Annotated in this window: 18 protein-coding genes and 4 pseudogenes; 10 read left to right on the plus strand and 12 right to left on the minus strand. The window is 71.4% G+C overall.

Annotation, left to right across the window (positions count from 1 at the left end):
* Positions 1-239: 239 nt before the first annotated feature.
* Positions 240-1,198: pseudogene (locus tag ACH5A8_RS14045) on the plus strand (FAD-dependent monooxygenase); the annotation flags it as partial.
* A 166-nt stretch (positions 1,199-1,364) separates the two neighbouring features.
* Here ACH5A8_RS14045 and ACH5A8_RS14050 read toward each other — a convergent pair.
* Positions 1,365-1,751: an ArsR/SmtB family transcription factor gene (locus ACH5A8_RS14050; protein ID WP_399001440.1), complete on the minus strand. Its 387-nt coding sequence runs from the start codon at positions 1,749-1,751 to the stop codon at positions 1,365-1,367.
* 93 nt (positions 1,752-1,844) lie between these two features.
* Here ACH5A8_RS14050 and ACH5A8_RS14055 point away from each other — a divergent pair, with 93 nt between their 5' ends.
* Both ACH5A8_RS14055 and ACH5A8_RS14060 read left to right on the plus strand, forming a co-directional pair.
* Positions 1,845-3,821, plus strand: a complete 1,977-nt coding sequence (locus tag ACH5A8_RS14055) for a heavy metal translocating P-type ATPase (protein ID WP_399001443.1) — start codon at positions 1,845-1,847, stop codon at positions 3,819-3,821.
* A complete protein-coding gene (locus ACH5A8_RS14060; RefSeq protein WP_399001445.1) occupies positions 3,818-4,243 on the plus strand; it encodes a (2Fe-2S) ferredoxin domain-containing protein in 426 nt (141 codons plus the stop codon). Before ACH5A8_RS14055 ends, ACH5A8_RS14060 begins: the two co-directional genes overlap by 4 nt.
* A 377-nt stretch (positions 4,244-4,620) precedes the next feature.
* On the opposite strand, the pseudogene ACH5A8_RS14065 reads toward ACH5A8_RS14060, so the two are convergent.
* Together ACH5A8_RS14065 and ACH5A8_RS14070 are read right to left on the minus strand one after the other, a co-directional pair.
* Positions 4,621-4,956: pseudogene (locus ACH5A8_RS14065) on the minus strand (amidohydrolase family protein); the annotation flags it as partial.
* Positions 4,957-5,007: 51 nt separating this feature from the next.
* Positions 5,008-5,223, minus strand: coding sequence for a hypothetical protein (locus tag ACH5A8_RS14070; RefSeq protein ID WP_399001447.1), 216 nt, complete (start codon positions 5,221-5,223; stop codon positions 5,008-5,010).
* Between the two features lie 396 nt (positions 5,224-5,619).
* Here ACH5A8_RS14070 and ACH5A8_RS14075 point away from each other — a divergent pair.
* Positions 5,620-5,715, plus strand: a pseudogene (locus ACH5A8_RS14075) (IS5/IS1182 family transposase); the annotation flags it as partial.
* Between the two features lie 8 nt (positions 5,716-5,723).
* On the opposite strand, the pseudogene ACH5A8_RS14080 reads toward ACH5A8_RS14075, so the two are convergent.
* Both ACH5A8_RS14080 and ACH5A8_RS14085 read right to left on the minus strand, forming a co-directional pair.
* Positions 5,724-6,342: pseudogene (locus ACH5A8_RS14080) on the minus strand (transposase family protein); the annotation flags it as partial.
* Between the two features lie 984 nt (positions 6,343-7,326).
* Positions 7,327-8,220, minus strand: a complete 894-nt coding sequence (locus tag ACH5A8_RS14085) for a LysR family transcriptional regulator (protein ID WP_399001449.1) — start codon at positions 8,218-8,220, stop codon at positions 7,327-7,329.
* Positions 8,221-8,322: 102 nt separating this feature from the next.
* On the opposite strand from ACH5A8_RS14085, the gene ACH5A8_RS14090 reads away from it, so the two are divergent.
* Positions 8,323-9,411, plus strand: a complete 1,089-nt coding sequence (locus ACH5A8_RS14090) for an alcohol dehydrogenase catalytic domain-containing protein (protein ID WP_399001451.1) — start codon at positions 8,323-8,325, stop codon at positions 9,409-9,411.
* Between the two features lie 885 nt (positions 9,412-10,296).
* Here the strand turns inward: ACH5A8_RS14090 and ACH5A8_RS14095 are convergent.
* The gene (locus tag ACH5A8_RS14095) at positions 10,297-10,890 is read right to left on the minus strand and encodes a hypothetical protein (protein WP_399001453.1); all 594 of its coding nucleotides are present in this window, start codon (positions 10,888-10,890) and stop codon (positions 10,297-10,299) included.
* 332 nt (positions 10,891-11,222) lie between these two features.
* On the opposite strand from ACH5A8_RS14095, the gene ACH5A8_RS14100 reads away from it, so the two are divergent.
* Positions 11,223-12,017, plus strand: coding sequence for an SDR family NAD(P)-dependent oxidoreductase (locus tag ACH5A8_RS14100; protein ID WP_399001455.1), 795 nt, complete (start codon positions 11,223-11,225; stop codon positions 12,015-12,017).
* 217 nt (positions 12,018-12,234) lie between these two features.
* On the opposite strand, the gene ACH5A8_RS14105 is transcribed toward ACH5A8_RS14100, so the two are convergent.
* Together ACH5A8_RS14105 and ACH5A8_RS14110 are read right to left on the minus strand one after the other, a co-directional pair.
* Complete coding sequence (locus ACH5A8_RS14105; RefSeq protein WP_399001456.1) at positions 12,235-12,462, minus strand: helicase associated domain-containing protein; 228 nt, start codon at positions 12,460-12,462, stop codon at positions 12,235-12,237.
* Positions 12,463-12,671: 209 nt separating this feature from the next.
* Entirely contained in the window at positions 12,672-14,819 is a 2,148-nt protein-coding gene (locus tag ACH5A8_RS14110; RefSeq protein WP_399001459.1) for a P-loop NTPase fold protein, read from the minus strand.
* A gap of 261 nt (positions 14,820-15,080) precedes the next feature.
* On the opposite strand from ACH5A8_RS14110, the gene ACH5A8_RS14115 reads away from it, so the two are divergent.
* From ACH5A8_RS14115 to ACH5A8_RS14125, 3 genes are all read left to right on the plus strand, one after another.
* Positions 15,081-16,355: an AAA family ATPase gene (locus ACH5A8_RS14115; protein WP_399001461.1), complete on the plus strand. Its 1,275-nt coding sequence runs from the start codon at positions 15,081-15,083 to the stop codon at positions 16,353-16,355.
* An 88-nt stretch (positions 16,356-16,443) separates the two neighbouring features.
* Entirely contained in the window at positions 16,444-18,264 is a 1,821-nt protein-coding gene (locus tag ACH5A8_RS14120) for a Mu transposase C-terminal domain-containing protein (protein ID WP_399001462.1), read from the plus strand.
* A complete protein-coding gene (locus ACH5A8_RS14125) occupies positions 18,261-19,013 on the plus strand; it encodes an AAA family ATPase (protein ID WP_396318596.1) in 753 nt (250 codons plus the stop codon). The genes ACH5A8_RS14120 and ACH5A8_RS14125 overlap by 4 nt, the downstream gene beginning before the upstream one ends.
* Positions 19,014-19,140: 127 nt before the next feature.
* On the opposite strand, the gene ACH5A8_RS14130 is transcribed toward ACH5A8_RS14125, so the two are convergent.
* The 4 genes from ACH5A8_RS14130 to ACH5A8_RS14145 form a co-directional block, all read right to left on the minus strand.
* On the minus strand, positions 19,141-19,482 hold the full coding sequence (locus ACH5A8_RS14130) for a hypothetical protein (protein WP_396318597.1): 342 nt from the start codon (positions 19,480-19,482) through the stop codon (positions 19,141-19,143).
* 324 nt (positions 19,483-19,806) lie between these two features.
* A complete protein-coding gene (locus ACH5A8_RS14135) occupies positions 19,807-20,013 on the minus strand; it encodes a hypothetical protein (RefSeq protein ID WP_199208785.1) in 207 nt (68 codons plus the stop codon).
* Positions 20,010-20,837 carry an RNA polymerase sigma factor gene (locus ACH5A8_RS14140; protein ID WP_396318598.1) on the minus strand — a complete coding sequence of 276 codons (828 nt, stop codon included), beginning with the start codon at positions 20,835-20,837 and terminating at the stop codon, positions 20,010-20,012. Before ACH5A8_RS14140 ends, ACH5A8_RS14135 begins: the two co-directional genes overlap by 4 nt.
* Positions 20,838-21,617: 780 nt before the next feature.
* Entirely contained in the window at positions 21,618-24,251 is a 2,634-nt protein-coding gene (locus tag ACH5A8_RS14145; RefSeq protein ID WP_396318599.1) for a Helicase associated domain protein, read from the minus strand.
* 289 nt (positions 24,252-24,540) lie between these two features.
* On the opposite strand from ACH5A8_RS14145, the gene ACH5A8_RS14150 reads away from it, so the two are divergent.
* The gene (locus ACH5A8_RS14150) at positions 24,541-24,732 is read left to right on the plus strand and encodes a hypothetical protein (RefSeq protein ID WP_396318600.1); all 192 of its coding nucleotides are present in this window, start codon (positions 24,541-24,543) and stop codon (positions 24,730-24,732) included.
* The last annotated feature ends 444 nt before the right edge of the window (positions 24,733-25,176 follow it).

Genomic DNA, 25,176 nt, shown 5'->3' on the forward strand with positions numbered 1-25,176 from the left:
CTCGGGAGGGAAGTACATCGGGCGTGGTGCCGTCGGCCCGTCGACCGCCCGGAATTCACCCGAAGGGCCAGTCCCCCGTACGGCGTAGCGAAACGGAAGAGGCAAGGAGTGCGTACTCCTTGCCACTCTCAACTCATAGCGGGTGGGGGGCCTTGCGGCAAGGCCCCTCCCACGCCGCACAATCTCCGCTCCGGACAGTGAATGGCAGGTGGGACGCCTGCCGTGGGTGAGGGAATTTCATGATCGACGTGATCAATCGCGGGCGGCGGACCGACCGGTCTGATGCTGGCCGCCGAGCTGCGGCTGCACGGCATCCGCACCGGCGTGCTGGAGAAGGAGGTGGAGCCCACCCGGATCGTCCGGGCGCTCGGGCTGCACGCGCGAAGCATCGAGGTGATGGACCAGCGCGGTCTACTGGAACGCTTCCTCGCCCAGGGCAAGCAGCATCCGCTCGGCGGCTTCTTCGCGGGCATCCGCAAGCCGGCGCCGACGGGACTGGACACTGCGCACCCGTACGTTCTCGGCATCCCGCAGCCCATCACCCAGCGCCTGCCGGCCGAGCGCGCCACGGAACTGGGCGTCGAGTTCCGCCGGGGCTGCGAACTGGTCGCCCTGAGCCGGGACGAGGACGCGGTGACCGCCGAACTGGCGGACGGCACCCTGCTGCCGCTCGCGCTACCTCGTCGGCTGCGACGGCGACCGCAGTACGGTGCGCAAGCTCCTCGGCATCGCCTTCCCCGGCGAGCCCTCCCGCGTCGACACGCTGCTCGGCGAGGCACGGGTGACCGCCTCGCCGCAGGAGGTGGAGGCCGTGGTGTCCGAGATCCGCAAGACCCAGCTGCGGTTCGGCCTCGGACCGCTCGAGGACGGTGCGTACCGCTTCGTCGTACCGGCCGACGGCGTGGCCGAGGACCGCGTGGCCCCGCCGACCCTGGACGAGGTGCGACAGCGGCTGCGGGTCGTCGTCGGCACCGACTTCGGCATCCACGCGCCGCGCTGGCTCTCCCGCTTCGGCCACGGCGCCCCGGAGGCCGAGCGCTACCGGGCCGGCCGCGTCCTGCTGGCCGGCGACGCCACCCACGCCCACCCGCCGATGGGCGGACAGGGACTCAACCTCGGCTGGAAACTGGCCGCCGAGCTCGCCGGCCGGGCGCCCGAGGGGCTGCTCGACAGCTATGAGCGCGATCGCGTCCCGCTTGAACTCCTCGGAGACCGGCGTCCTCGCAGAAGCGCAGCGTCGTCGCCGGAACGCCGGAGCGGTCGGCCGGCTGTGAGATGCGGTAGGTCGTCACGCAGCCGACGGTGAACCTTCGACCCGACTCGAAGGTCAGGTCGGGATCCGTCTCCCCGGCACCCTGGCCCGGTCAGTCGGCGACAGCCGGCTCCGGCACGGAGGCGGGAAGGTCATGCACGCCCATCCGCAGGTGCTCGACGTGGTAGAGGGCCTGGTCGAGGAGTTCGGCGACGTGGTTGTCGTAGAGGGCGTAGACGATGGAGCGGCCGTGGCGTTCGCCGGTGACCAGGCCGAGGTTGCGCAGCAGGCGCAGCTGGTGTGAGCAGGCGGAGGCTTCCATCCCGACGGCCTTGGCGAGGTCGCTCACCGAACAGGGGCCTTCCTGGAGCCGGGCCAGGATGTGCAGCCGCGAGGGGGTCGCGAGGGCCTGGAGGGTGGCGGCGACGTCGGCGGTCCCGACCGCGTCGAGGCGCTCGCGCGTCGTGGCGTTCCGGTCACTGCCCATTCCATGGCCCATGAGGCCATCATACCAATAACACCTGAAGACCTATTCAATCGTTCCTGTATGGTGGAGGTGCTGCCCAGTCCGCCCGTGAAGGGTTGTTTTGTCATGTCTTCCGTCCTCGACCAGCGGCCCGCACCGCCCGCCGCCTGTCCACGGCCAGCGGCACCGCGGCGGCGTACGCGGGTGCTGACGCTGCCGGAGGCCCGGTGGGCGCTCGCCTCGCTGGTCCTGTTCCTCCTCGCCCTGCCCGTCCACCTGGCGGGCGGCCCGTCCTGGTTGTGGGGTGTGCTGTTCGCCGCCACGTACATCACAGGCGGCTGGGAGCCGGGGTGGGAGGGTCTCAAGGCCCTGAAGGACAAGACTTTGGACGTGGATCTGCTGATGGTGGTCGCCGCGCTCGGCGCCGCGGCTGTCGGCCAGGTCCTCGACGGCGCCCTGCTGATCGTCATCTTCGCCACCTCCGGAGCCCTGGAAGCCGTCGCGACCGCCCGCACAGCCGACTCGGTGCGCGGCCTGCTCGACCTCGCACCCACCACCGCGACCCGGCTCCTGCCCGGCGGTGCCGAGGAGAGCGTGCCCGCAGACACCCTCGTCGTGGGCGACACGGTCCTGGTCCGGCCTGGCGAGCGGATCGGCGCTGACGGCCAGGTGATCGACGGGGCCTCGGATGTCGATCAGGCCACCGTCACGGGCGAGCCGCTTCCGGTGGCCAAGCAGGCGGGGGACGAGGTGTTCGCCGGCACCGTCAACACCACCGGAGCTCTGCGCGTGCGGGTGGAGCGGAATCCGTCCGACTCGGTGATCGCCCGGATCGTGAGGATGGTCGAGGAGGCCTCCGGGACCAAGGCCCCCACGCAGCTGTTCATCGAGAAGATCGAGCAGCGGTATGCGATCGGCATGGTCATAGCCACTCTCGCCGTCTTCGCGATCCCGCTCGCTTTCGGCGACGAGCTCGCCTCCGCTCTTCTGCGGGCGATGACGTTCATGATCGTTGCCTCCCCGTGTGCCGTCGTGCTGTCCACGATGCCGCCGCTGTTGTCCGCGATCGCCAACGCCGGCCGTCACGGCGTCCTGGCCAAGTCCGCCGTCGTCATGGAGCGCCTCGGCCAGGTCGACGCCGTGGCCCTGGACAAGACCGGCACCCTGACCGAGGGCACCCCCCGCCTCACCGACGTCCGCCCCGTGCCCGCTTGCGGCCTGGACGAGGACGCGCTTATGGCGCTGGCCGCGGCGGCCGAGCACTCCAGCGAGCACCCCCTGGCCCGCGCCGTCGTCGCTGCGGCCCGCGAACGCGGCCTCACCCTCGCCGAAGCCACCGACTTCACCTCCGAGCCCGGCGCCAGCGTCACCGCCGTCGTGAGCGGCCGCACCGTCCAGGTCGGCTCGCCTGCCCGGCTCGCCACCACCGGCGATGCGGCGACCGGCAACCTGGTGCAGACCCTCGAGGAACAGGGCCGTACCGCCGTCCTCGTTCTGCGCGACGGTGCACCGGTCGGGGCGCTGGGCATCTCCGACCGGCTCCGCCCGGACGCAAAGGCCACCGTCGCCGCACTCACCGCCCTGACCGGCCGCGCGCCGGTCCTACTGACCGGCGACAACGAGCGTGCGGCCCGCCGCCTGGCGGCCGAGGTCGGCATCACCGACGTCCGCGCCGGGCTCCTCCCGCAGGACAAGGTCACCGCCGTCCAGGGCTGGGAAGCCGAGGGGCGCCGGGTGCTTGTCGTCGGCGACGGCGTCAACGACGCCCCCGCCCTGGCCGCCGCCCACACCGGCTTTGCCATGGGCAGGGCCGGCTCCGACCTCGCACTGGAGACCGCCGACGCCGTCGTCGTCCGCGACGAACTTGCCACCGTCCCCGCCGTCGTAGACCTCTCCCGCAGAGCCCGCCGCCTCGTCGTCCAGAACCTGGTCATCGCCGCCATCTTCATCACCGTCCTCGTCGCCTGGGACCTGATCGGCACCCTCCCCCTGCCACTCGGCGTCGCCGGCCACGAAGGATCCACCGTCATCGTCGGCCTCAACGGCCTACGCCTCCTGCGCGAACGCGCCTGGACGAGCCCTGCCACCAGGGGCACCAGGTGAGTCGGCGCACCCGGCGCGAACGGACGGCCGCCCCGCCCGGGGCAGATGGTGTCGCCCGCTGCACCGTCACCGTCTGCCGGGGATGCTGCTGCGGCACCACGGCCAAGGTCCCCCGCCTCGACCACGAAGCCCAGCTCACCGACCTGCGCGCCTCCCTGTCCGGCATCGCGGCCATCCGGCGCACCGACTGCCTCGATGCGTGCGAGCGGGCGAACGTCATCGTGATCCAGCCCTCTGCCGAAGGCCGCAAGGCCGGCGGCCGGCCGGTCTGGCTCGGTCAGGTCAACGACCCGGGCGCCGCCGCCGACATCACCGCCTGGGTCCGCGACGGCGGCCCCGGCATCGCCGAACCACCCGGGATCCTCGACCTGTACACCTTCCAGCCCTCACGTCGCGTACGTGCTGAACTCCACGACGAGTAGCACCCGCACGCGCCACCCTGAACCCGCTCGTGCGACGTGCGCAGAGGCTGTCGCACGAACGGGTCCGCGCTGTTTGACGTTCGGCAATCTCCGAACCCTCGCGCGTCCCGTGGCCCCGGGCGGAACTCGCGGTCGGCGCGCAGGCAGTCGACGAAGGCGTTGACGGCTTGGCGGAAGCGGCGGCTCTGGGCGGGGGTGAGGCGACGAGGGTCGGTGGTGAAGCGCGGCGGGCTCTCGTAGGTGGGCACGGTGAACCTCCAGGACCCACGCAGCCCCCGGCCGGTCGGCCGGGGCGGTGGTGGCTGTCCGGGTCGAAGGGCGGCGGTGTCGAGCAGTTGCCGGGTCGGCAGGCCGCCGTCGGAGGTTTCCATCGGCCAGCCGTTGCGGGTGATCCATTCCTGGTCGGGGTGGGTCTCGGTGTAGGCGCGGATCCGTGCCGGGCAGTCGGCGGCGCCGGCGGTGCCGGTGAGGTCGCAGGCGGCCGGCTCGATGCCGCCGCCCACGGGGTGGATGTGCGCGTCCTGGAAAGCGGGAAGCAGCAGCTTCCCGGCGAGGTCGACGACCTCGGTTCCCGGCTCGATCAGTTCGCGGACCTCGTCGTGGCCGACGGCGGTGATCCGGCCGCTGGTCACGGCCAAGGCGCTCGCACGGGTGCGTGCGGCGTCGCCGGTGTGCACAGGGCCGCGGGTGAAGACCGGATCGGCCTTGCTCATGGGTGGTGCTCCGTTCTCGGGTGGTAACGGGGTGGCGCGAGGCGCCGGCGACTAGCGGATCTCGTCGAGGAAGTACGGTGAGTGGCGCCGCCAGCGGGCCCGGGCTGCCGCCGGCAGGCCGCTGACGATCATCAGGATCACCACGGCAAGTTCGAGCCAGCTGTTGTCGGCGGCGAGTTCGAAACGGCCGGCGGAGTCGTAGAAGGTCCAGGCGAGGTAGCCGCCGACGGCGAGCAGCGCCGCGGCGCCGAACAGCGGACCGACCACCGCGCGCAGGCCCTCCAGCAGGCTGGTGCGCAGCAGGTGACGAAAGCGGACGGCGGCGGCGACGGCGGTGAGCGCGTAGTACAGCGCGACGATGATGCCGATCGCGTTGACGGCGTCGGAGATGAGGTCGTTGACGGTCGGGATGGTGACCGCGCACAGCGCCGGGGCGACCGCGATGCCGGTAGCCGGGGGGGGGGGGCAGTCTGCATGCTTGTGGCCCGGGTGATCGGCCTTCCGGTGATCGTGGGGCTTATGCGTGTGTGACTGTGAGTGGTCCGGGTTCGTTGCCCGGTTATGGGAGAGGGCGGCCCTTGTCGCGTTTCAGGAGTTCGACTTCGCGTCGGTCACGGCCACCGTGCGGTGGCCGGCCGTGTTCACTTTTGAGGAGGTGCGTGTTCTGCTGCGGCTGTGGATGCCGTCCGCTGCCGGGCGCGAGTGCGCGTGGAACACGCCCTGTCGCGGTTGAAGGACTGGAAGATCGTGTGTGACTGCTGACAGTCGACGGCTTGGACGGCGTGGTGGAGGCCGTCGCTGTGCTGTCGGCAGTCGGGGAGGGTCTTGTGGTTCTTCATACGGCTGATCGCATGCTCCATCTGTGTGCGCGGGCTTTGCGGTGCGCGGCGTTGTCCGCCTCCTCGCCCGGCAGCAGCTCGCGTCGGGGGCGTTCCGGTGCGGGATGGCCATGCCGCAGTCGAGGTGGGTGCCGTCTGCGGGGACGGTCACGCCCTGACGGTGTCTGTCCAGGCCAGCAGCGGGCCAGGCGTGGGCGTCGGCGATGGTGCCCGGTGCCGGCCGGGCCGCTGCGGTCGTGAGGCGCGTGTTCGTGTCGATGACGAGCTGAACGTTCGCGGAGAAGTGGTAGTTGCGGCTGGACGCACCGATCTTGTGGTCACGGACCGGGATCAGGATGTTGTCCGGATCCCCCCGGTCGGTCGTCTCCGCTGGACGGGTGACGGGTTCCAGGGCCGACAGGGGACCAAGCCGCTGGATCACCCGGCACACGGTCGGGGAGGAGATGCCGAACAGTGGCCCGAGCTGCCGCATGGTCAGGTTCGCGCGGTAGTACACGGCCACCGCCAGATCGCGATCGGCCAACGGCAGGCTCCAGGGCCGGCTCCGCCTGTAACGCCTTGCACTGGCTCACCGCGCTCGCCTGGGCTGCGCGAGGCTGCTGCAGCACGCTGTCCAGCGCTGTCGTCTCGTCCATGAACCGATCTCTGCCCGCCCGGACAGGTGCGCGGCCCGCCGGATTCCACCGCGGCTTTGGCTGCCTTGCGACCCGGCCCCCCCGGTGCCCGCACTTCATCCCGCACGCCGACGGGGCGGATCCTTTTGGGGTTGGAACCGTGCGTGAACAGGGTGCCGCCGTCCCGAAAGGGCCCGGAGGACGGGATCGGCGTGGACGGAGGCTGACGGCGGACGGGATCGGCGTGGGCGGAGGCTGACGGCGGGCTCGGGCCCGGGGCGAAGCTGTTTTAGAGGTGGAAGCAGAGCGGGGTGCCGTCGCGTCGGCCGGTCGCGTAGGCCGGTGTCCTGGGGCTGTTGGGGTTGTTCCCTCCGGAGAGGACCGGGGGGCCAGGCCCGCCCGGGAACCGGAGAGGGCCGGGGGGCCAGGCCCGCCCGGGAACCGGAGAGGGCCGGGGGGCGGGTGCGGGGAACGGCAGTCCGGGGGGCCGGGGTGGCCTGGGCGGGCAGGGCTCGTGGGCCGGGCGGGGGCTCTTTCGCCGGTGGTGTGGCAGCCGGGCCGGTCGTGGGGGTGAGGGTCGGGTCTCAGGCGGGTGTGTCTGTTGCCGGGCCGCAGAGGGGGTCGGGGGGCAGGTTGCCAAGCCGTGTTGTGGACGGACCGAGGAGCAGGGTGATCGCGCCGCGGTTCGGACGTCCGGGGCGGGGTGTCGTCGGTGAGGCAGCGCTGGAGGATGTGCCGGCGTTCGTCCGGTGTCACTGGGGTGTTGGCGCGGGCGGCAGCGGGGTGTTCCTGCCTGGGAGGGTTTTGGCTGGTGCGGAGGTGGAGGTGGAGGTGGAGGTGGAGGTGATGGTGTGTGTCCTCGGTGGGCTGCGGCGCCCGGTCCGCCGGCCGTCACGGCCGGCGGCCGGCGGCATGTGTCAGGCGGTCGAGGCGATTGCCCGGGTGACGGCCGTGATCGCCGGGGTGGTGCGGCCGGCAAGCCGTGCGACGAGAACCCGGCGGATCTCGCGTGGTGCGCCTTCGACGTGGAGCAGGCTCACCCCGGGCGGCAGCACCGGTGAGAGCCGTGAGGGCGCCGTTGTCACTCCGAAGCCGCCGGCGACCAGCTGGAGCTTGGTGAGCCAGTCACGCGCGCGGTGGACGATGTTCGGCCGTCCGGGCAGGCCGGGCCAGACGCCGAGCAGGGGCTCGGTGTTCGTCGCCGGGGCGGCGATCCACGGGGCGTCGATCAGTTCGTCGACGTGCACCGCGCTGCGGCCGGCGAACTCTCCCGTCGAAGACACCGCCACGGCCAGTTCGGTGTCCGTGACGGTCTCGACGTGCAGGCGCGGCGACTCGCCGTCCAAAGGCCGGTGGGGCGGGCGGGACGTCAGCACGGCAAGGTCGATCGAGCCCGCGCGCAGTGCCCGGATCAGGGAGGGCGTGGTGCCCTCGGTGGTCGTGACCGTGATCTGCGGGTCGGTCGCCGCCAGGCGGGTGAGTGTGAGAGGCAGGACGGCCGTGCCCGCGCTCAGGAACAGTCCGAGCCGCACCAGTTCGCCACGCGGGAGGGTGCCGGTGAGGTCGCGCTCGGCCGCCGTCAGACAGTCCAGGATCGTGCGAGCGTGGCGCAGCAGAGTCAGCCCCGCGGGGGTGAGCCGCACTCCGTCGGGGCGGCGTTCGAACAGGGCGGCGCCCGCGCTTCGTTCGAGGGCGGCGGCCTGGCGTGAGACCGCCGACTGTGTGTAGCCGAGCCGGATGGCTGCCGCGGTGAAGCTGCCGGACTCGGCGATCTGCCGCAGGACCCGTAGGCCTGTGCTGGAGATGTCCATGCGGGATACGCATACCACACATGCTTGATCGTCGCTTCCCGCATGCCCGCCGGATTCCTAGTGTCGGTCCCGACGAACACGGACGAACACGGAGGTCATCACGTGCGAGCAGCAGTTCTGACGCAGTTCGGTGCCCCGCTCACGGTGCGGGAGGTTCCCGACCCCCAGGCCGGCGGCGGCGAGGTGGTGGTCGAGGTCCTCGCCGCCAGCGTGGCGCCCTACGCGGCTGAGGTCTTCAGCGGCGAGCGGAACTACCCCCTGGTCCCTCCCGTCGTGCCCGGGACCGGCGGCGTGGGACGGGTCGTCCACGTGGGCCCGGACGCCACCCGGCTGCGCCCCGGCGACCTGGTGTGGTGCGACTCGACGGTGCGCTCACGAGATGACGCCCTGACGCCCGACATCACGCTCCAGGGCTGGAGTTCCCGCGGCGAGGGCGGCGCGCGTCTGGCCCGGTACCTGCACGACGGATCGTTCGCCGAGTTCATGCGGGTCCCGACGGAGAACGTCTTCCCGCTCCCCGCAGCGGCGGGGGACGACCCGGCCCGCTGGGCCGCGCTCGGCGTGCACGTCATCCCTTACGGCGGGCTGCTGGCCGGCGGCCTCGCAGCCGGTGAGACGCTGCTCGTCAACGGGGCCACCGGCAACCTCGGCAGCAGTGCGGTCGCGGTCGCGCTCGCCATGGGGGCGGGCCGCGTGGTCGCCCCGGGCCGCAACCAGGCCGCGCTCGGTCTCCTCGCCGACCGGTTCGGTCCGCGTCTGCGCCCGGTCCCGCTCACCGGGGACGAGGCCCGTGACCGCGCGGCGGTGTCCGCGGCGGCCGGCGGCCCGATCGACATGGTGATCGACCTGCTACCGCCGAGCGCACCCAGCTCGGCAGCGCGCACGGCGGCCATGACCGTGCGCGAATACGGCCGCGTCGTGCTCATGGGCGGCGTCGGCATGCTCGGCGGCGACGACCTCGCTCTCCCCTACCCATGGATCATGCGCAACTCGATCACCGTGCGCGGCCAGTGGATGTACCCGCGCACAGCGAACGCCGGCATCATCCGGCTCCTCGCCTCGGGCACGCTGGACCTCGCCCCCGAACGGGTCCGGTCGTTCGGCCTCGACGCCGTCAACGACGCCGTCACGTACGCCGCCTTGCACGGCGGCCCGTTCGACCGCACCGCCCTGACCCCGCCGGCCCGCTGACAGGACCGAACGGTCCCCCCACGCCAGCGCCACGCCCCCGCCCTCACGAGAGCATGCTGTCGGGGTGGGGAAGGCAGCGGTCGCGGTGATTCCTCGAAGCGGGGGTGTACCGGGGGAGGAGCCGGGTCGATCCGGTGCTTCGGGAACGGGCCGTCGGGCTGGAGGAGGGTGGCCATGTACGGGTGGCCGCGGACGCGCCAGGAGTGCCGCAGCGCACGGTATTGGCGGTGGCTGGCGGCCGCCGAGCGTGACGAGTCCGCGGCCGCGGAGCCCGGGGCGCGGGGCGCGGGGCGCGGGGCCAGAGCAAAGACCGCTTCTCTGTCACCCCGGAAGTGCGCCGCCTGCTGGCCTTGTGGGAGGGGAACGCCGCGGCGGTGCATCGTGAGCTGACGCTCGTGCGGCCAGGGGCGAGGGGGAGCCGCCTCCGTCGCTGACGACGCCGCACCGGGCGATCCGCCGTGATCTGAGCCCGGGAGAGCGGGCCGGACTTACGGGTGGGGAGCGGGCGGCGCGCAAGCATGATGTGCCCCCGGCCCGGCCGCGGCCAAGGGCGCGGGCCGCCCGCAGCCGCCGCCTGAAGAAGGACCTCGAAGCATCCCAGCGACAGCGCTACGCCGCCGTCACCCAGGCCGAGCCCCCTCGGCAGCTCGGCGCGCTGACCGCCGCGCAGGCGGAGGCCGAACGTGCTCAGAGTGCCGACGCCGGATTGTCGCAGCTCGCGCTGCCGGACGTCGTCCCGCCCGCCTGGTCCACGCCCGCTCGCCCTGCCCCGGGCTGCTCCTCTGCCCCGGGCTGCTCCTGTGCTGCTCACCCGCGCCAGCCAGGCCGCCGCCACGAACGAGTGCCGTATCAGCCAACAGCCGACTCGGCACCGGCGCAGCGGGCTCAGCCGCTGTCTTCCCGGCCGCCCGTGGTCAGCATCTTCCGGAGCACCTCGACGGGCATGTCCACCCACCGGGCCACCTCTTCCAGGGGCACCCCGCCGTTCACCGCCGCCGCGGTGCGTTTCCAGGCGTTCTTGATCAGGCCGGCGCTGTGGCCGAGGCCGCGCAGCAGCCGCCGGGCGACCTCGGCGGTCGGCACGCTGTGCGCCCCGCGCAGCTGCAGCAGCTGCTCCTCGGCGCTGTCGACAGTGCTGGTGATCAGCATGCGCTGCTCTGCGGGTACCGCAGCCCGCCACATCGTCCCCGAACCGGGGGCCTTCTTCTCCTTGCCGAGCACCCGCAGCTGGCCGGCCATGGTCGCGGCGTGGTGCTCCTTGCGCAGCCACCAGGGGTCGTTGTCGTAGCCGGGCGGCCCGCCGGCGCCGCGGCGAAGGCGGATGACGCTGCCCATCCACGTGATGAGCGGCCCGCCGTGGCCCGTCGCGGCCAGCGGCCCCAGCCATGGCCGGCCGACCTGCTCGCCGAGCCTGCGGCAGAACATTCCGTCGGCGGGCAGCGCCCGCGGCCGCCCGGCCGGTGACACGGTCCTGCGCATCCCTGTCGCTCCCGCCGTCCCGCTCGTCCTGCTGCCGACGCGGAGACCGCACACCGGCGGGCGGTCGCCGGCGGGAACCCGCCGGGACGCGGAGCCGTACGTCGACACGCGCGAACCGTGCGAGACGTGCGCGGGGGACGCGGGGGACGTGGGTCGAACCGCGCGCGGCACGCGCGAACCGTGCGAGACGCGCGCGGGGGACGCGGGGGACGTGGGTCGAACCGCGCGCGGCACGCGCACAGGGACGCGGGGGACGTACGCCCTGGGCGACGCGTGAGCGTGCTGGGCCGCAACCCGGTAGGGCGGCCCGCGTGCGGGGAACCTGTCCTCGCATGCACATCGATCTGACTGGACGTACAGCCCTCGTCACCGGTTCGACGCAGGGCATCGGTGCCGCCATCGCCGCCGGTCTCGCCCGTGCCGGCGCCCGGGTGGCGGTGAACGGACGCAGCGAGGAGAGCGTGTCGGCCGCGATCGCTGCGCTGGCCCGGGAGGTCCCCGGCGCCGACCTGGTGCCGGTGGCCGCGGACGTGGCGGGCGAGGACGGGGCCGGCCGGGTGGCCCAGGTGCTGCCGCGGGTCGACATCCTCGTCAACAACCTCGGCGTCTTCGGCTCCGCCGACCCGCTGAAGATCACCGACGCCGAGTGGCGGCGGTACTTCGAGGTCAACGTCCTGGCCGCCGTACGGCTGACCCGGACCTACCTGCCCGGGATGACCGAGCGCGGCTGGGGGCGGATCCAGTACATCGCCAGCGACTCCGCCGTCGTCATCCCCGCCGAGATGATCCACTACGGGATGTCCAAGACCGCGCTGCTCGCGGTGAGCCGCGGATTCGCCAAGAAGGCGGCGGGCACCGGCGTGACGGTGAACTCCGTCATCGCCGGGCCCACCCACACCGGCGGGGTCGAGGACTTCGTGTACGAACTCGTCGACCGGTCCCTGCCCTGGGACGAGGCCCAGCGCGCCTTCATGCGCGAGCACCGCCCGCAGTCCCTGCTGCAACGCCTGATCGAGCCGGAGGAGATCGCCAACATGGTCGTCTACCTCAGCTCCGAGCAGGCCTCGGCCACCACCGGGGGAGCGCTGCGCGTCGACGGCGGGTACGTCGACGCGATCCTGCCCTGACCATTCCCCCGCCCTACCAGACCACCGGCAGGACGCGCGGCCCGCGAACGCACTGATCCCCGAGCCGGCGCGGGCCCCGCCCACGGACCGAGCACGCGTCCGGGTACGGCATGCATACGCTTCACGTATGCATGCCGTACGGGGCATGCACGTGACTGTGTCGGGTCGCCGGTTTTTCACGCTGCAGGCCTTCGGGCCGCCGGTTCATGGTCCAGGTCTAGGCCCATTCGATGCCCAGCTTGTGTAGGGCGTCGAGTTGTTCGGCGTCGAGTTTGTCCCGCCGGGCCTTGGTGTTGGAGATCCATACGCCGAGTTTCGTTTCGGTGCCGTCGGGCAAGGTCACTACCGCCTTGCGGGGTACCGGCCGACCCGGGCCTTCGTGGTCGATCCACTGCGTCAGGGCCTCAAGTCCGCGTTGGAAGGCCTGCTGCGCCCTGCTGGGCACCCTCGTCCTGCCCGAGGCGGCGGGGGCCGGGGACGCCTGAAGCTGTGAGTGGGCGTGTTGGTGGCATTGGGTGGGTGTCAGCGGGGTTGGGTGCTGGGTGCCTGGTCCGGGGTTTTGTGTGGGGATGGGTTCGCTGTCATGGAGTGACCAAGCGGCTGCTGTTTTCTGATCTGTGTGGGGTGGGTCGGCTGTTGTGGGGGTGGCTGTTCCTATGGGGTGTCGGGGGTTGTTTGGTGTGGGTCGGGTCGGCGGTCGCGGAGTGCTTGGAGGATGTTGGTCTGGTGTGGGTCGATGGGGGGTGGGGTGTCGGGGGAGTGGTTGAGGTGGGGCGTGAGGCGGTTGTAGAGGTCGTCGTGGGTGAACATGGCGTCGAGGCCGGCCCAGGTGTCGTTGTCGATGAGGGGAAACGGGAACTGCTGGGGCGTGATGAGTGCGGCCAGGAGCGGCAGGAGTTCCCATCCTTGGTCGAGGCGGGCGCGTAGCCAGGTGCGGAGGCTGGCGGGGTCGGTGTGGCGCCACATCCAGATCAGGGTGTCGTCCTGGTCGGTGAGGTCTGTGGAGGGTCCCGCGGCGGCTGGTGTGAGGTGTTCGGCCAGGCGGCCGGTGAGGGCGTCGCGGGCCTGGGCGGCCCACGGTTCAGTGGTCGTGACGTGTTCGGAGGCGGTGCCCTCGGGGTTGGTGGCGCTGTGGAGGGTTCGGGCGGCCAGAACTGCTCCATCGGGTGTGGCTGCCATGGCGGCCACAACGGCGGGACGCTGGTCGGGAGGCAGGTCGAGGAGGAGGCTCGGGGCCAAGGTGCGTACTCTGCTGTCGGCGCCCAGCAGGCCCATGGCTTCCGGGTCGGCGGTCAGCTGGCCGTAGTTGTCGGCCATGGCCCGGAGCAGTGCGGCCGAGGGTACGGGGATGTTGTCGGCGCGTAGTTGGTCGATGCGCCGGACGATGCGGTGGGTGTCGTCTCTGAGCCGGAGCAGCAACTGTGCGGCCTCATCGCCGTCAGTTCCTGCTGCGAGCTGGGCCAGAGCCTGCTCGAAGACCGTTTCTGGGAGGTCGTCGGCGGGGACGGTGAAGACGACGTACCGGTCAAAGTAGTCCTGGCTGCCGATCCCGCGTCGGCGCGCCGCGGCGCGGGGGTCGCCGCCGTTGCCGACGGCCTGCCGGACTGCGGGGAACAGCAGGCCAAGCAGCCCGAGCACCCCGTCGAGGTTGTCCTGGGCAACGCCGGCCTGGCGCAGGCGTTCCTTCCATCGCTCGGCGTGTTCACCGGGTCTGGAGTCGCGGTGCAGCGCCGGGTCGATGCTGGTGCCGGTCAGTTCGGCGCGGTGCCTTCCCAGCATCCGGTAGACGCCTGGCTCGCTGGTCCGCAGAAAGGTGACGACCAGGAAGTCGACGATGTCGACCTCCCCGGCCAGTGAGCCGAGCGTCGCGCCGGCCTGTCCGAAGTAGCGTTTGATGGCCCGCGGGGTCCTCAGCCGGTCTAGGAGGTGGCGGAAATACGCCTCGGAGAAGCGCCGCTCCTGGTCCGGAGTCATGGACATCCCGTGGGAGTCCAGCAGTGCGTTGAGGAGACGCGTGGTCATGGCGGCGATGTCGCGGTCACGGAAAGCCGGTAGGTCGAGCCGGACCTGGATGAGCTTTTCCAGGAATTCCTGGGCGCGCTGGTCGTTCGAGCCGACGAGGTCGGTTCGCCGCAGGACGTCCAGAAGAGTCTGCTCGTCGAAGCTGATCAGGTAGTACACGTTCGGCAGGTGGCCAACCAGGCGGATGAGCTTGAAGACGACCAGCAGTTCCTCGGGGGCGAGTCGGTCAAGGTCGTCCATGACCACCAGAACCGGCAGGCCCGCCTGTCGCAGGGCCGTCTCGGCGGTGCGTTTGGCGGCCGAGGCGCTGGTGTCCCCCGCTACGCGTTCGGCGACGAGCTTGATCAGCTCCGAGGAGTCCAGGCCGAGCAGTCCCGTGAGCTTTCCCAGCGGACTGACCGCCTGCCCGAACGCTCCGACCTTCCTGCGTAGTTCGGACCACTGGCCATCGTCGGGGAGGGCGGCGCGGATCTCGCTGAACAGCGCCAGCGTGAGTGATTCGAGGTCCGAGTACATCCACGGGTTCAGCTCGGCGACCGACCACACGCTGGTATCGGCGCTGGCGACCGTGTTTTTGAGGTGCTGGATCGCCATCTGCAGTACGGATGACTTGCCGGAACCCCAGGGACCGATGAGCGCGAGGACTCCGGACTCGCTCTGCTCGCGCACCTGGTGGAGAAGTCCGACGGCATGCCGGGCGTACTGCCGGCGCCCCAGCAGGTCAGGAGCGCCGGCGCTCCCGTCGATGGGGTCATCGTTGAAGAAGCGCTCACCGGGCATCGGCCCATCCTGCCCGACAGCGCAGCTGCTCCGGTCTGGGATCGGCAGCGACGTGCAGATCGGCTGCTGTCATGGGGTGACTAGGTGGCTGTCACGGTGTGGCTAGCAGATCGCGGTCCGGCTGTGTTGGGTTTGCCGGTCTTCCTGTGGAGGGGCGGCCGGGGCGGTGGGGTTGGCCTTGTGACGGGTTCGGGAACCCCAGTGGGGAAGACGGCGCCGGGTCCGGCTGCTGTGGCGGTGGCTGGGCGGGTGGAGCGGGCCGTGGTGGTACGGCGGCTGCTGGCAGTGGACCGGGGTGAGGGTGGCCTGTCGTCGTTGCACGTGCGGATCGCGGCCGGGCTGGCGGGGGTGACGGAGCGGACGGTATGGCGGTGGCTGGCCGAGGGACGCGAGGGGCGGGTGCAGGCCCGGCCGCGGCAGGGCGGGTTCACGGTGGGCGACGCCTTGTGGGAGGTACTCACCCAGGTGGGCGGGAACGTCGCCGAGCTGCGCCGCAGGATGCTCCGGGCGCAGGACGAGGGCGTGCTGGACCACTGGGGGACGGAGTTCGTGCCGTCGTCGGCGACGCTGCACCGCGCGATCAAGGACGAACTGAGGGCGGGCCGGGCGCTTCAGATCGCCCGCCCGGCGTCGGGCCGGGTGGAGCCGAGCCGGTATGACCGGGCACTGGCCGAACTCGGTTTCGCAGAAGGTGCGGACGGTCCGCCGGTGGTGGACGGCCCGGATGCCGAGCCGTCCGGTACGGGTGGTGAGGAACGGGCCGGCGCGTTGAAGACTGCTGCGCGTGCCCGGGTGTCCGGTGGGGTGCGCCTGTACGCGCCGGGGGCGCGGCTGGTATCCACGCGGCAGGTGGCCGCCGTGGTGGAGGCGGTGGGGCACACGGTCGCCGCGCGGGGGATCGGCTGCGTGTACGGGGACACGGGGCTGGGGAAGACGGTCGCGGTCGAGCAGGCTCTGCATCTGCTGCCCGGCCGGGTGCCGGTGTGGCGGGCCGTGGTGGGGGTCAGACCCGGGCTGCCGCAGATGCGGGCCGCGTTGTGCGAGGCACTGGGGCTGCCCTCGGGGTCCCTGACCCACCGTGCCGGACCGGCCGACCAGGCGCTGGCGGAGGCGCTGACCGAGCCGGGTGTTTTGTTCCTCGACGACGCGCAGCGCTTGTCGCCACCGGTGCTTGACTACCTGCGGCAGCTGTGGGACTCGCCGGGTTGCACGGCTGCCCTGGTGCTGTGCGGGGCGGGCAGCGAGCGGGCACTGGCCCGGGCAGCGGCGATGCGTTCCCGCGTCCTGACCTGGCACCAGGTCAGCCGCCTCGACACGGAGGACGTGCCGCGGACGTTGGGTCTGTTCCACCCGGTGTGGGAGGACGCGGATCCGGCCGACCTTGGGCGGGCGGATGAGCAGACCGCCCGCGGCAACTTCCGTACCTGGGCGAAGATCACCTCGCATGTCTGCGCCGCCCGGGGCCGCGACCCCGGTGCGGGAGTGGAGCGAGACGCGATCGACCGGGCATGCGCCCGGCTCGGCCCGTACTCATGACGGCCCCGGCCCCTCTCACGTGCCCGGCGCACACCGGTTCCGACGGCAGAGAACCTCACCCCGTTCGGCGAGGAGAAGAAACGGCGCGATGACGGACAGCAGAGCGCAGGGCATCAACGACGGCCGTGGCCTTGACGGGGGAGGGCAGCGGCTGCCACCACCGGGGGATCCGGCCGGTGTGCTCGAAAAGCAGTCGCTGGTTGCGCTGCGGGCGCCTGCGGTGCGTCGTCTGCTGGCGCTGCGGGCCCGGGGCGGTCTTTCGCGGCAGCACGTGCGGCTGGCGGGGGAGTGTCTGGGGGTATCGGAGCGCACGGTGTGGCGGTGGCTGGCCGAGGCATCCCAGAGCCCGGCGGCCGCTGCGCACCCCGGAGCCCGCCACACCGGCAGATTTGAGATCACCGCGGAGATCCGGGTGCTGCTGGCGTACTGGCACGGCAACGCCTCCGCAGTGCACCGCCAGCTCATGGAACGCGCCGCAGCCGAGGTTGGGGGCCCACCAGCGCAAACGACCGGCGCTTCCATGTCCGTCCCGCCGGACCTGCTAGCTGTTCCGGGTGGGGCCGCTCTGTCGCAGGTGCCGCTGCTGGATCCGGTCCCGTCCCTGTCGACGTTCCTGCGCGCGCTGCGCCGCGACCTGACAGCGGGGGAGCGCGCCGGTCTCGCCACCGGACCGGAGGCAGCACGCGCCCATGACGTGTTCGGCAAGCGGCCACCGTCCTGGCGCAACTACGCCTGGGAGACCGACCACGTCCAGGCCCCGCTGCTGGTCGACACCGACGGTGACCTGGTGCGCCCGTGGATCACCTGGTTCATCGACACCGCCACCAAGGTCATCACCGGTACCGCTGTTACCCCGGGCCATCCCTCCCGCGCGTCGGTACTGGCCGCCTTGCGCGCCGCAGTGGTGCGGGACGAGCCCTACGGCCCGGCCGGGGGAGTGCCGGAGCTGGTGAGGATGGACCGGGGCAGGGACTTCCTGTCGGCCACCGTCACCACCGCACTCGGCGCGATGGGCGTGACGGTCAAAGACCTGCCCGCCTACAGCCCGCATCTGAAGGGCACGGTGGAGAGCCTCAACCGGGCCGCGGACCGGATGCTGTTCGCCGCCCTGCCCGGCTACAGCGCCGGGCCCACCGGGCCTCGCCGGCGCGGGCGTAGCGCGGGAGCAGTGTCCGCCCTGTCGTTCCAGGACTTCACCGCGGAGGTCCTGGAGTGGACGAACTGGTGGAACACCGCGCACCGCCCGAAATCCCTGTCAGGCCGTACACCGCTTCAGGCGTGGCAGGCCGATCCGACGCCTGTCACCGACATCTCTGCCGCTGACCTGTGGGCCTTCACCCTCGAGGACGACGGCCGGCCCCGGAAGCTGACCAGCCACGGCGTGAGCTGGCGCGGCCGTACCTACGTCGCCGCGTGGATGACCGGTCAGGCCGGCCGCGAAGTCCGCGTGCGCTACATGCCGCACCACGACCACGAGATCGAGGTCTGCGACGCCCGCGGCCGCCACCTCGGCCCGGCGCACCTCGCGGACGCGGCCACCCCCGAGCAGCTGCAGGCGCTACGCGAGGCACGCTCGGAGCGCGCCCGGCGCCTGCGCTCCGACGCGAAGGCCGCCGAACGCCTGCGCCGCCAGCGATTCGCCCCCACCACCAGCGCGGAGCCCGCCCAGCGGCTGGGAGCCATCACGGCCGCCCAGGCCGACCATGAACTCGCCGCCGCCGACTACACCGACGCCGCACGGCTGGCCCTGCCCGACCTGATCCCGCCCGCCCCGCCCCCGGCCGACTGGCGCACCCCACCCGCCCTCGCGGCCGGCGCAGCGCCGCCTCCGCCCGCCTCCACTCCAGCCCACCCGTCGGCGGCCGTTGTGCCGAAGCCCGGCTCCCGGCCCGCAGGAGATGCCTCGTGACCGCGGCCACCTACCAGTACGTCGACCTGCCCGATGCCTACGTGGTCACCACCCGCGCCCTGCTCACTGCCCGGGAGAACATCACCGACACCGTCGCCGCCCGCGCCATGATGTGCATCCACGGCGGCGCCGGCTTCGGCAAGACCCTCGCCGTCAACACCTGCCTGCGCGCACTCGAACCCGGCGAGGACGTCCGCAAGATCACCTTCCGGGCCAGGCCCACCGCCCGCGCGGTGCGCTACGAACTGTTCACCGCCCTCGATCTGGCCGGCGAACCACCGCGCCACCCCAGCGAGTTCGACCGCCTGCTGAAAACGGCCCTGGCCGAACGCCCCCGCACCTTCCTCGTCGATGAGGCCCAGTGGCTCAACGGGGAGGCGTTCGAATACTTCCGCTACCTCTGGGACGAGCCCTCCACCCAGCTTGCGATCATCTTCGTCGGCGGCGCGGGCTGCCACACCGTGCTGCGCCGCGAGGCGATGCTGTCCTCCCGCATCTTCATCTGGCAGCAGTTCACCCGCCTCACCCGTGATGAGGTCCTCGAGGTGATCCCGCTGTTCCATCCGGTCTGGGCCGACGCCGACCCCGAGGACATCGCCTTCGCCGACCAACATGCCGCGCACGGCAACTTCCGCGCATGGGCGAGACTGACCGCCCACACCCGCACCGCACTTGCCCGCACCGGCCGCACCCGCGTCGACCAGGAGATGCTGCGCTGGGCCTTCAGCCGCCTGGGCGCCTCAGCATAGGAACGACCGCCAGTGAGGGGCGCGGAGAAAGACGAGGAGCCGGCGGTCGGCGGTTGGGGGACGGTCGTCGAGGACGATGGTCGTCCGTCCGCGGCACTCTCACTCGCCCCGGATTCGGCTGTGGGGGTCATGGCGGTGTAGCGGGTGGGGGGTCGGCCACGTTCGTGGGCGTCGATGTCGGTTCGCCCACTGCAGACGGAGCAAGGGGCGAAGCCTGTACTCGCTCGAGGTAGGCAAGCGCGGTGCCGATGTCGGTGGCTCCGCTCAGGAGTCTGTCTTCCTGCCTGCATCTCATCGAAGCCGTGCGGTAGCGGGAGATCCCGGCAAGTACCTCGTTGAAGATCCGTGCCAGGGCGAACAGCACCGGGGGGAGCGCGATGGTGAGCGCGAGCCAGAGAGGGGCCTTGCTCAGCGCTGTCAGGCTGGCAGCGGCGATGGTGAGAACGTCGTGGACGCGGGGTGTCGTCATGGGCTGGCTCCAAGAGGCGAGGCGGTGAGCGTGGGCAAGCAGGGGCGGGCAGCAGGAGGCGTGGCGGTGCGGCGTGATTGACGGGACTGTGCCGAGCACGGTCGCTAGTGGCGCAGGCCCGCTGTAAACGGGGAGCGGACCGCCGTCGCACCCTGAGTCGAGCGAGTCGAATGCCCGACAGCAGCAGATGGGCCGTGTGTTACACCGCCACCGCCCAAGCCGCGCAACCCGCGGAGGCCCGGGCCAGAGCCTGGGCCTCCGCCGACGTATGGGGTATGTCGTAATGCCGGGCGTCTGTGACGCTCGGCCGTGGAGCTTGTTGCGCTACTTGACCGCAGTGATCAGCACGCCGAGGAGGGCCACGCCGATCGTCAGCGTGCCCGCGAAGGCGAGGGCAGCACGGCTGACGGCGTCGGGCACCGCAGCGCCGGTCCACCGGGCCAGGCCGAAGCCGATGATGCTTACGAGAACCGAGGCCAGTACCAGGACCAGCACGGTGAGCATCAGGAACAACACGTCATGCGTGGTCACGCGGCACTCCGCTGGCTCGTGCGATCGCCGTCGACGTGCAGCGGCGTCGGGATCCATATCCGGCGCTCACGGGCCGCCTCATAGAGGACCGTGCGGAAGCGTGACCGGCGGTTGCGCACGGCGCCGACCGTCGACCTGAGCTTCTCGGCGATCTCGCTGTCCGCGTAGCCCTCGAACGTCAGGCGCACCACGGCCTGCGTCTCGGCCGGCTGAGCGTCGAGCAGCTCCATGAACGGCCCCGTGAACAGCACGACCTCGGGCTCCGCGAGGTGCGGCAGCGCGGGACGCAGACGGAAGAACGCCTCCGGGTCCAGCAGGGCGGCCTCCCGCTCCGCCAGCCGCGCCCGCTGCTTGGCCCACTTCAGGTAGGCGCGACGGAACTCCAAGATGCACAGCCCGATGAAGTACGACGTCAGGCATCCGGGACCCTTCGGCCCCCGATACTCGGGGTTCCAGCCGCCACCCATCAGCGCCTTGAGGCGGAACTTCCGCAGCGCCGGCAGCACGATGTCGACGAGCAGCTCGTCCCGCTCCAGGCCGCTGGTGCGCAGCAGGTCCCTGTGGTCAGGGGGCACGAAGAAGACGATCTGGCGGTCGGTGAACCACTTCACGGACAGCTGGATGAGCAGGCCCGTGCGCAGCATGCCCCGCAGCGCTGGCCAGGCCTCACGACACAGCCGGTCCTCGAACGTCTTGTAGACCGGGCCCTCGAAGCCGTGTGCGGCCAGCCCTTCCACCACCGCGACGTCACGCGCGATGCGCGCCGTACGCGGTTCCGGAAGGATGTCGTCCAGGACCTCAGCGGCTGATATCTCGTTTGTCATGCAGCCCTCCCCGTCTTGAACTGCCCCTCCGAGCCATCAGTTTCAACTCGCGCGCGCGAGAAACAGAGATCTGGTTGTACGCGCTCGTTAGCTTCTATGCGGGCTGAAAGTGCGAACGTCACACGAGCGAGCAAAAAACTTTCGGACGAGGCGAAAAATTTGATCCCGCACGTGAATTGGTGCGGGCTCAAATGCTTCTGCCGGTCGGTGCAATGCCGCACTGAGCAGCAGCAATGCACCGGACGCACACCGAGGTTCATGCTGCGGGAACCGGGCCTGCGGACGACCCGGCCCGGCAGCTACCAGCGCATGCCAAAGGCTTCGAGGACAGGCTGGCCCTGCAGAACCGCTGCTCTGTGTGGGGTGCGGCCCGGGTGGGTTGTAGGTAGTCCTAGCGCGTAAAGAGACACGCCACAGCCCCACGGCCTCCTCCCCGCCGCACATGCCGACCAGGAGCTGCCGTCCGGCCGCGTTCAGCAGCACCTCGGCGTCAGCCCGCGCGCCGCCGCCTTGCTAGCAGCGAGCTCACCCAGGCCAAACAGCACGCAGAAGAGTGCTTGGCCAGCGCACGCCAGAACAACCGCTTCCTCGACAAACGCACCGCGGACCTCGAAGCCCAGCTCGCCCCGTACCTCCCTGCCCCGCATCCGCCAGCCCCGTGGAACACAGGCTGAGCGCCCCAGAGCGCCCGCTCTGTACGCACTCCGTACGCCATATGTACGCTTCACAGTCGGGTAGGCGGTGCGGCCGCTGCGCCTGGGCGGTCGCGCTTGGTGGCGGTCACGCCCATCGCATGCCGATGGCGGCCAGTTGCTCGATGCGCTCCGGTGACAGGGTCGCGGCTCTGGAGCGCTGATTGCTGACCCATGCCCCTAGCCGCAGGTGGTGTTCCTGCATCTCCGCCTTCTCGCCGTCGTGGCCGCCGTCCGCGCCGTCGACGACGATCCGTTCGGTGTGGTGTCTGGGTACGCGGAGGTGGCCTTCGCGTTGGTAGTACTGGGTGGCGGCGGCGTGGTTGAGGGCCCATTTGTCGGCTTGGCTGCGTCGCGGCGTGGGTTTCTCGTCCTCGGCTGCGGGTGTGATCCCGAGGACGTGCTCGCACAGCCACTGTTGGGCGCCGGTGAGCTTGTCGAAGCCGAGTCGCTGCGTGCGTACCCATCGGCCGAGGTCTTCGCCCTGGCGCACGACCGTGTCGGGTTCGGTGGGGAGTGTGCCGCCGGTGTCGAGGTGCTGCCGGACGAGGTGGAAGCAGCGCTGCCAGTCCACCGACCAGGCCGGACACCATGCGGGGTCGATGTCCTCGAGCTGCTCGCGCCGCTCCTGCGACAGCACACCGGCCGCCGACGCCCCGGGCAGCCCTGTGGCCCGCCGCTGCTCCTCCACCACCGCTCGCCGGGCGGCGGCGCGCGCGTTCTTCAGATATAGCCCTACGCGGTAGCCGGCGTGTGTGGCATCGGTCGGTGCCGCGAGGTGCCCGTGTTCCTGTGCCCATCCGCGGGCGGCGGCGAGTCCGTCTTCCCAGGCGACGTCGAAGTGGCTCCAGATCATGCCCAGCTTCTCTAGCTGCTCGGCGCGGTCTTCGTCCATGTCGCCGCGGGTGTAGAACCTTCTGGCGTCGGCGATCCATTGCCCGAGGGGGAAGTCGGCGAGTGAGGCTGGCCAAGTCTCACTTTCCGCTTTGGGCCTAGGGGCCTGCTGGCCCTCGCCTGGCGCCTTGGCCGGTGTGGCTGGCCGCCCCTCGTCCTCCGCCGCCTGGTCGCTGCCGGCGGGGATGCGGTAGGTGAAGGGGACGCGGAGGTCGCCGTGGTGGCGGTGGTAGAGGGTGGCGGCCTCGATGCCGCGCCGCCAGTGAGCGTGTTCGGGGTTGAGGACGCGGAGGTTGATGAAGGCGGCCAACTGGGCGGGATCGCGTGGGGTGGAGAACTTCAGCAGGTCCCGGGCCGGCATCGACAGCCGGGCCTGCTCGTCGGCATCCGGGCCCTCTCCGGCCTCGTCGTTCCCTTCTCCGGAGCGAGTATGGACACCTCTGACGCGGCTTCGCGCCTGAGGTTCGGCGAGTGCCTCGACAACGCGGGCGTCGTGCGCCCGGAGCGCCTCGAGCAGCTTCGCGAGCCCTCCGTACGCCCGGGAGGTGAGCATGCTGTCCACCGTCTCGCCGGGCCCGAGCAGGACGGGTACGACGAGTGAGGCGATCTTGCCCTCGCCCGGCCGCACTCGCAGGGCGCGGCCGACGGCCTGGACGAGGTCGGGCATGGAGCCGCGGACGTCCGCGAAGTACACGGAGTCGCAGCGGGAGGTGTCGATGCCTTCGCCGAGCACCCTCACGGAGCCGAGGAACGTCTTCTCCACGACCGTGCCGTCAGCGGCGATCCCTTGGGAGAACTCGTCCAGGACCCGCCGCCGATGGCCAGCCCGGTGCTCGCCGCACAGCCAGTCGGCCCACACCTCGCGCGGGTACAGCCCGGGATCCGCGGCGTGCAGCCGGCCGGCCACGCGGGGGAGACCGGCCGCGAACGCTTCGGCCTCCTTCACCTGGTGGTGAAAGACCAGCGTTCGCCCAAAGCCTTCCTCGGCCGAGGCCTTCACCAGCGCCGTCTGCAGAGCAGCGAGCCGTGCCCCCCGCACCTCGTCCGAGCGGGCCTCCACACCCAGCAGCTGCGCCGCCTGGAGCTGGCTGTCGGTGATGTCCAGGCACACCACCTGGTACGGCGCGCAGATCCCGCGGTCGATCGCCTCGGACAGCGTCAGCGTGTAACACCGGCTGCCGAAGGGCGAGTCGGGGGAGTCCTCCATGCTCGCGACCAGCTCACCGGGTGCGCCCGGTGCGGTCTCGGTGTCCTCGTCGAGTTGCCACAACCGTGGGGTGGCGGTCATGTAGAGCCGGCGCAGCGCGGGGATGCGGGTGTTGTCGTGGACGACCGCCCACGGCCTGCCGATCCTGCCCGAAACCCGGTGCGCCTCGTCCACGACGATCAGGTCCCAGCCCGGAAGGCCGGCCTGGTGTGCGCGCTCCAGCGTGCCGAGCCCGAGGGAGGCGTATGTGGCGAACACGGTGACCTTGTCGAACGGCCGCACCCAGGCGACCAGCTCGCCCACGTCCGTGGTGTTCGGGAAGGACGCCTCCTCCCCGCGCAGGGAGGAGACCCCGATCATCGGCCCGGTGCGCCCTGCCTCGCGCCAGGCGGCTTCGGTCTGGGCGAGGAGGTCCAGGGAGGGCACGAGTACGAGCACACGGCCGGCCCGGAGCTCCTCCGCGCTGCGCACGGCGACGAGGGTCTTGCCCGATCCGGTGGCCATGATCACCTGGGTCCGCATGCCCCGCTCGGGCACAGACGATCTTGCAGGCAATTCAAGCACCCGGAGTACTGCATCCACGGCTTCCCGCTGATGCGGACGGAGTTCCTTCGCAGCCACTACGGTCCAATCCTCCTGCAAGCCGGACGACAGTCCTCACCCCGCAATACGGGCAACTAGCCTTGGCTGCCAAGGGACTTGGTCAGCAGCCCATCCGTAAAGCACAGGTCCGCGTCCTCGGACCTGGAGCCAAAAATGACTTCCCTCCAGCAGGCCAGACACTCACAGAGGCACGGCCACTCGATTCCAGACTCTATCCTAATCACAAAATGAAGCAGACGAGCCGAAGAATCAGCACCCAAGCTACGGGTACTCCGCATTCATCGCCGCCCACCCGACCAGGAGAGCCATGACCCACAACACTGACAACACTCGAGGCAACCGGTTCTGCAAGGCCTGCGGCACGCCCGCCGAAGACGGGAAGCTGTGCAACCACTGCGGTGCGGTCCTCGACCTCCCCGACCAGGCCGGACTGATCGAGGATCAGGGAGCCGCGGTCCGGCGCGACTTCGAAGGCCGCACCGAACAGCAGCAGAACTGACCTCGGAACGACCGTGGGCCGGCATAGCAACCCCAACAGGCCGCGCGGCAACTCGGCCGGCCCGCGCACCGCACTCCCCCCTGATGCGCGACCAAGGGGGAGGCTGCCAGCACGGCACCCGGCTCCACGGCAGGGCCCACCCCTTACCGCTGCCAGCCCGGGCCGCGCGGAGCGTGGCCCGATGCCTCGCACGCAGTGCGAGGCACGCGGTTCGCAGCGCAGCGGAGAACCGCCCCAAGCCCCGCGCGGAGCGCGGGGCCGGCCACGTAGTGGCCCGCTCCTGAAGCGCAGCGCAAGGAGCACCAACTCCCACGCGAAGAGCGGGAGTTGGTGCGGGGAGCGCAGCGAGCCGCTCACGCTTCCGCGGAGCGGAAGCGCAACACCCGCGCGCAGCGCGGGTGTTCGCTTGCATCGCGCGCAGCGCGATGGGACCCGCTCCGCGGG

Origin of the sequence: Streptomyces sp. NPDC018610, assembly GCF_044391765.1 — a bacterium.
Lineage (GTDB): Bacteria > Actinomycetota > Actinomycetes > Streptomycetales > Streptomycetaceae > Streptomyces.

Coding starts and splice junctions, on each gene's coding strand:
- ACH5A8_RS14050 (WP_399001440.1), bottom strand. CDS start 1,751: ATGGGCCATGGAATGGGCAGTGACCGGAACGCCACGACGCGCGAGCGC.
- ACH5A8_RS14055 (WP_399001443.1), top strand. CDS start 1,845: ATGTCTTCCGTCCTCGACCAGCGGCCCGCACCGCCCGCCGCCTGTCCA.
- ACH5A8_RS14085 (WP_399001449.1), bottom strand. CDS start 8,220: ATGGACATCTCCAGCACAGGCCTACGGGTCCTGCGGCAGATCGCCGAG.
- ACH5A8_RS14095 (WP_399001453.1), bottom strand. CDS start 10,890: ATGCGCAGGACCGTGTCACCGGCCGGGCGGCCGCGGGCGCTGCCCGCC.
- ACH5A8_RS14100 (WP_399001455.1), top strand. CDS start 11,223: ATGCACATCGATCTGACTGGACGTACAGCCCTCGTCACCGGTTCGACG.
- ACH5A8_RS14110 (WP_399001459.1), bottom strand. CDS start 14,819: ATGCCCGGTGAGCGCTTCTTCAACGATGACCCCATCGACGGGAGCGCC.
- ACH5A8_RS14120 (WP_399001462.1), top strand. CDS start 16,444: ATGACGGACAGCAGAGCGCAGGGCATCAACGACGGCCGTGGCCTTGAC.
- ACH5A8_RS14130 (WP_396318597.1), bottom strand. CDS start 19,482: ATGACGACACCCCGCGTCCACGACGTTCTCACCATCGCCGCTGCCAGC.
- ACH5A8_RS14140 (WP_396318598.1), bottom strand. CDS start 20,837: ATGACAAACGAGATATCAGCCGCTGAGGTCCTGGACGACATCCTTCCG.
- ACH5A8_RS14150 (WP_396318600.1), top strand. CDS start 24,541: ATGACCCACAACACTGACAACACTCGAGGCAACCGGTTCTGCAAGGCC.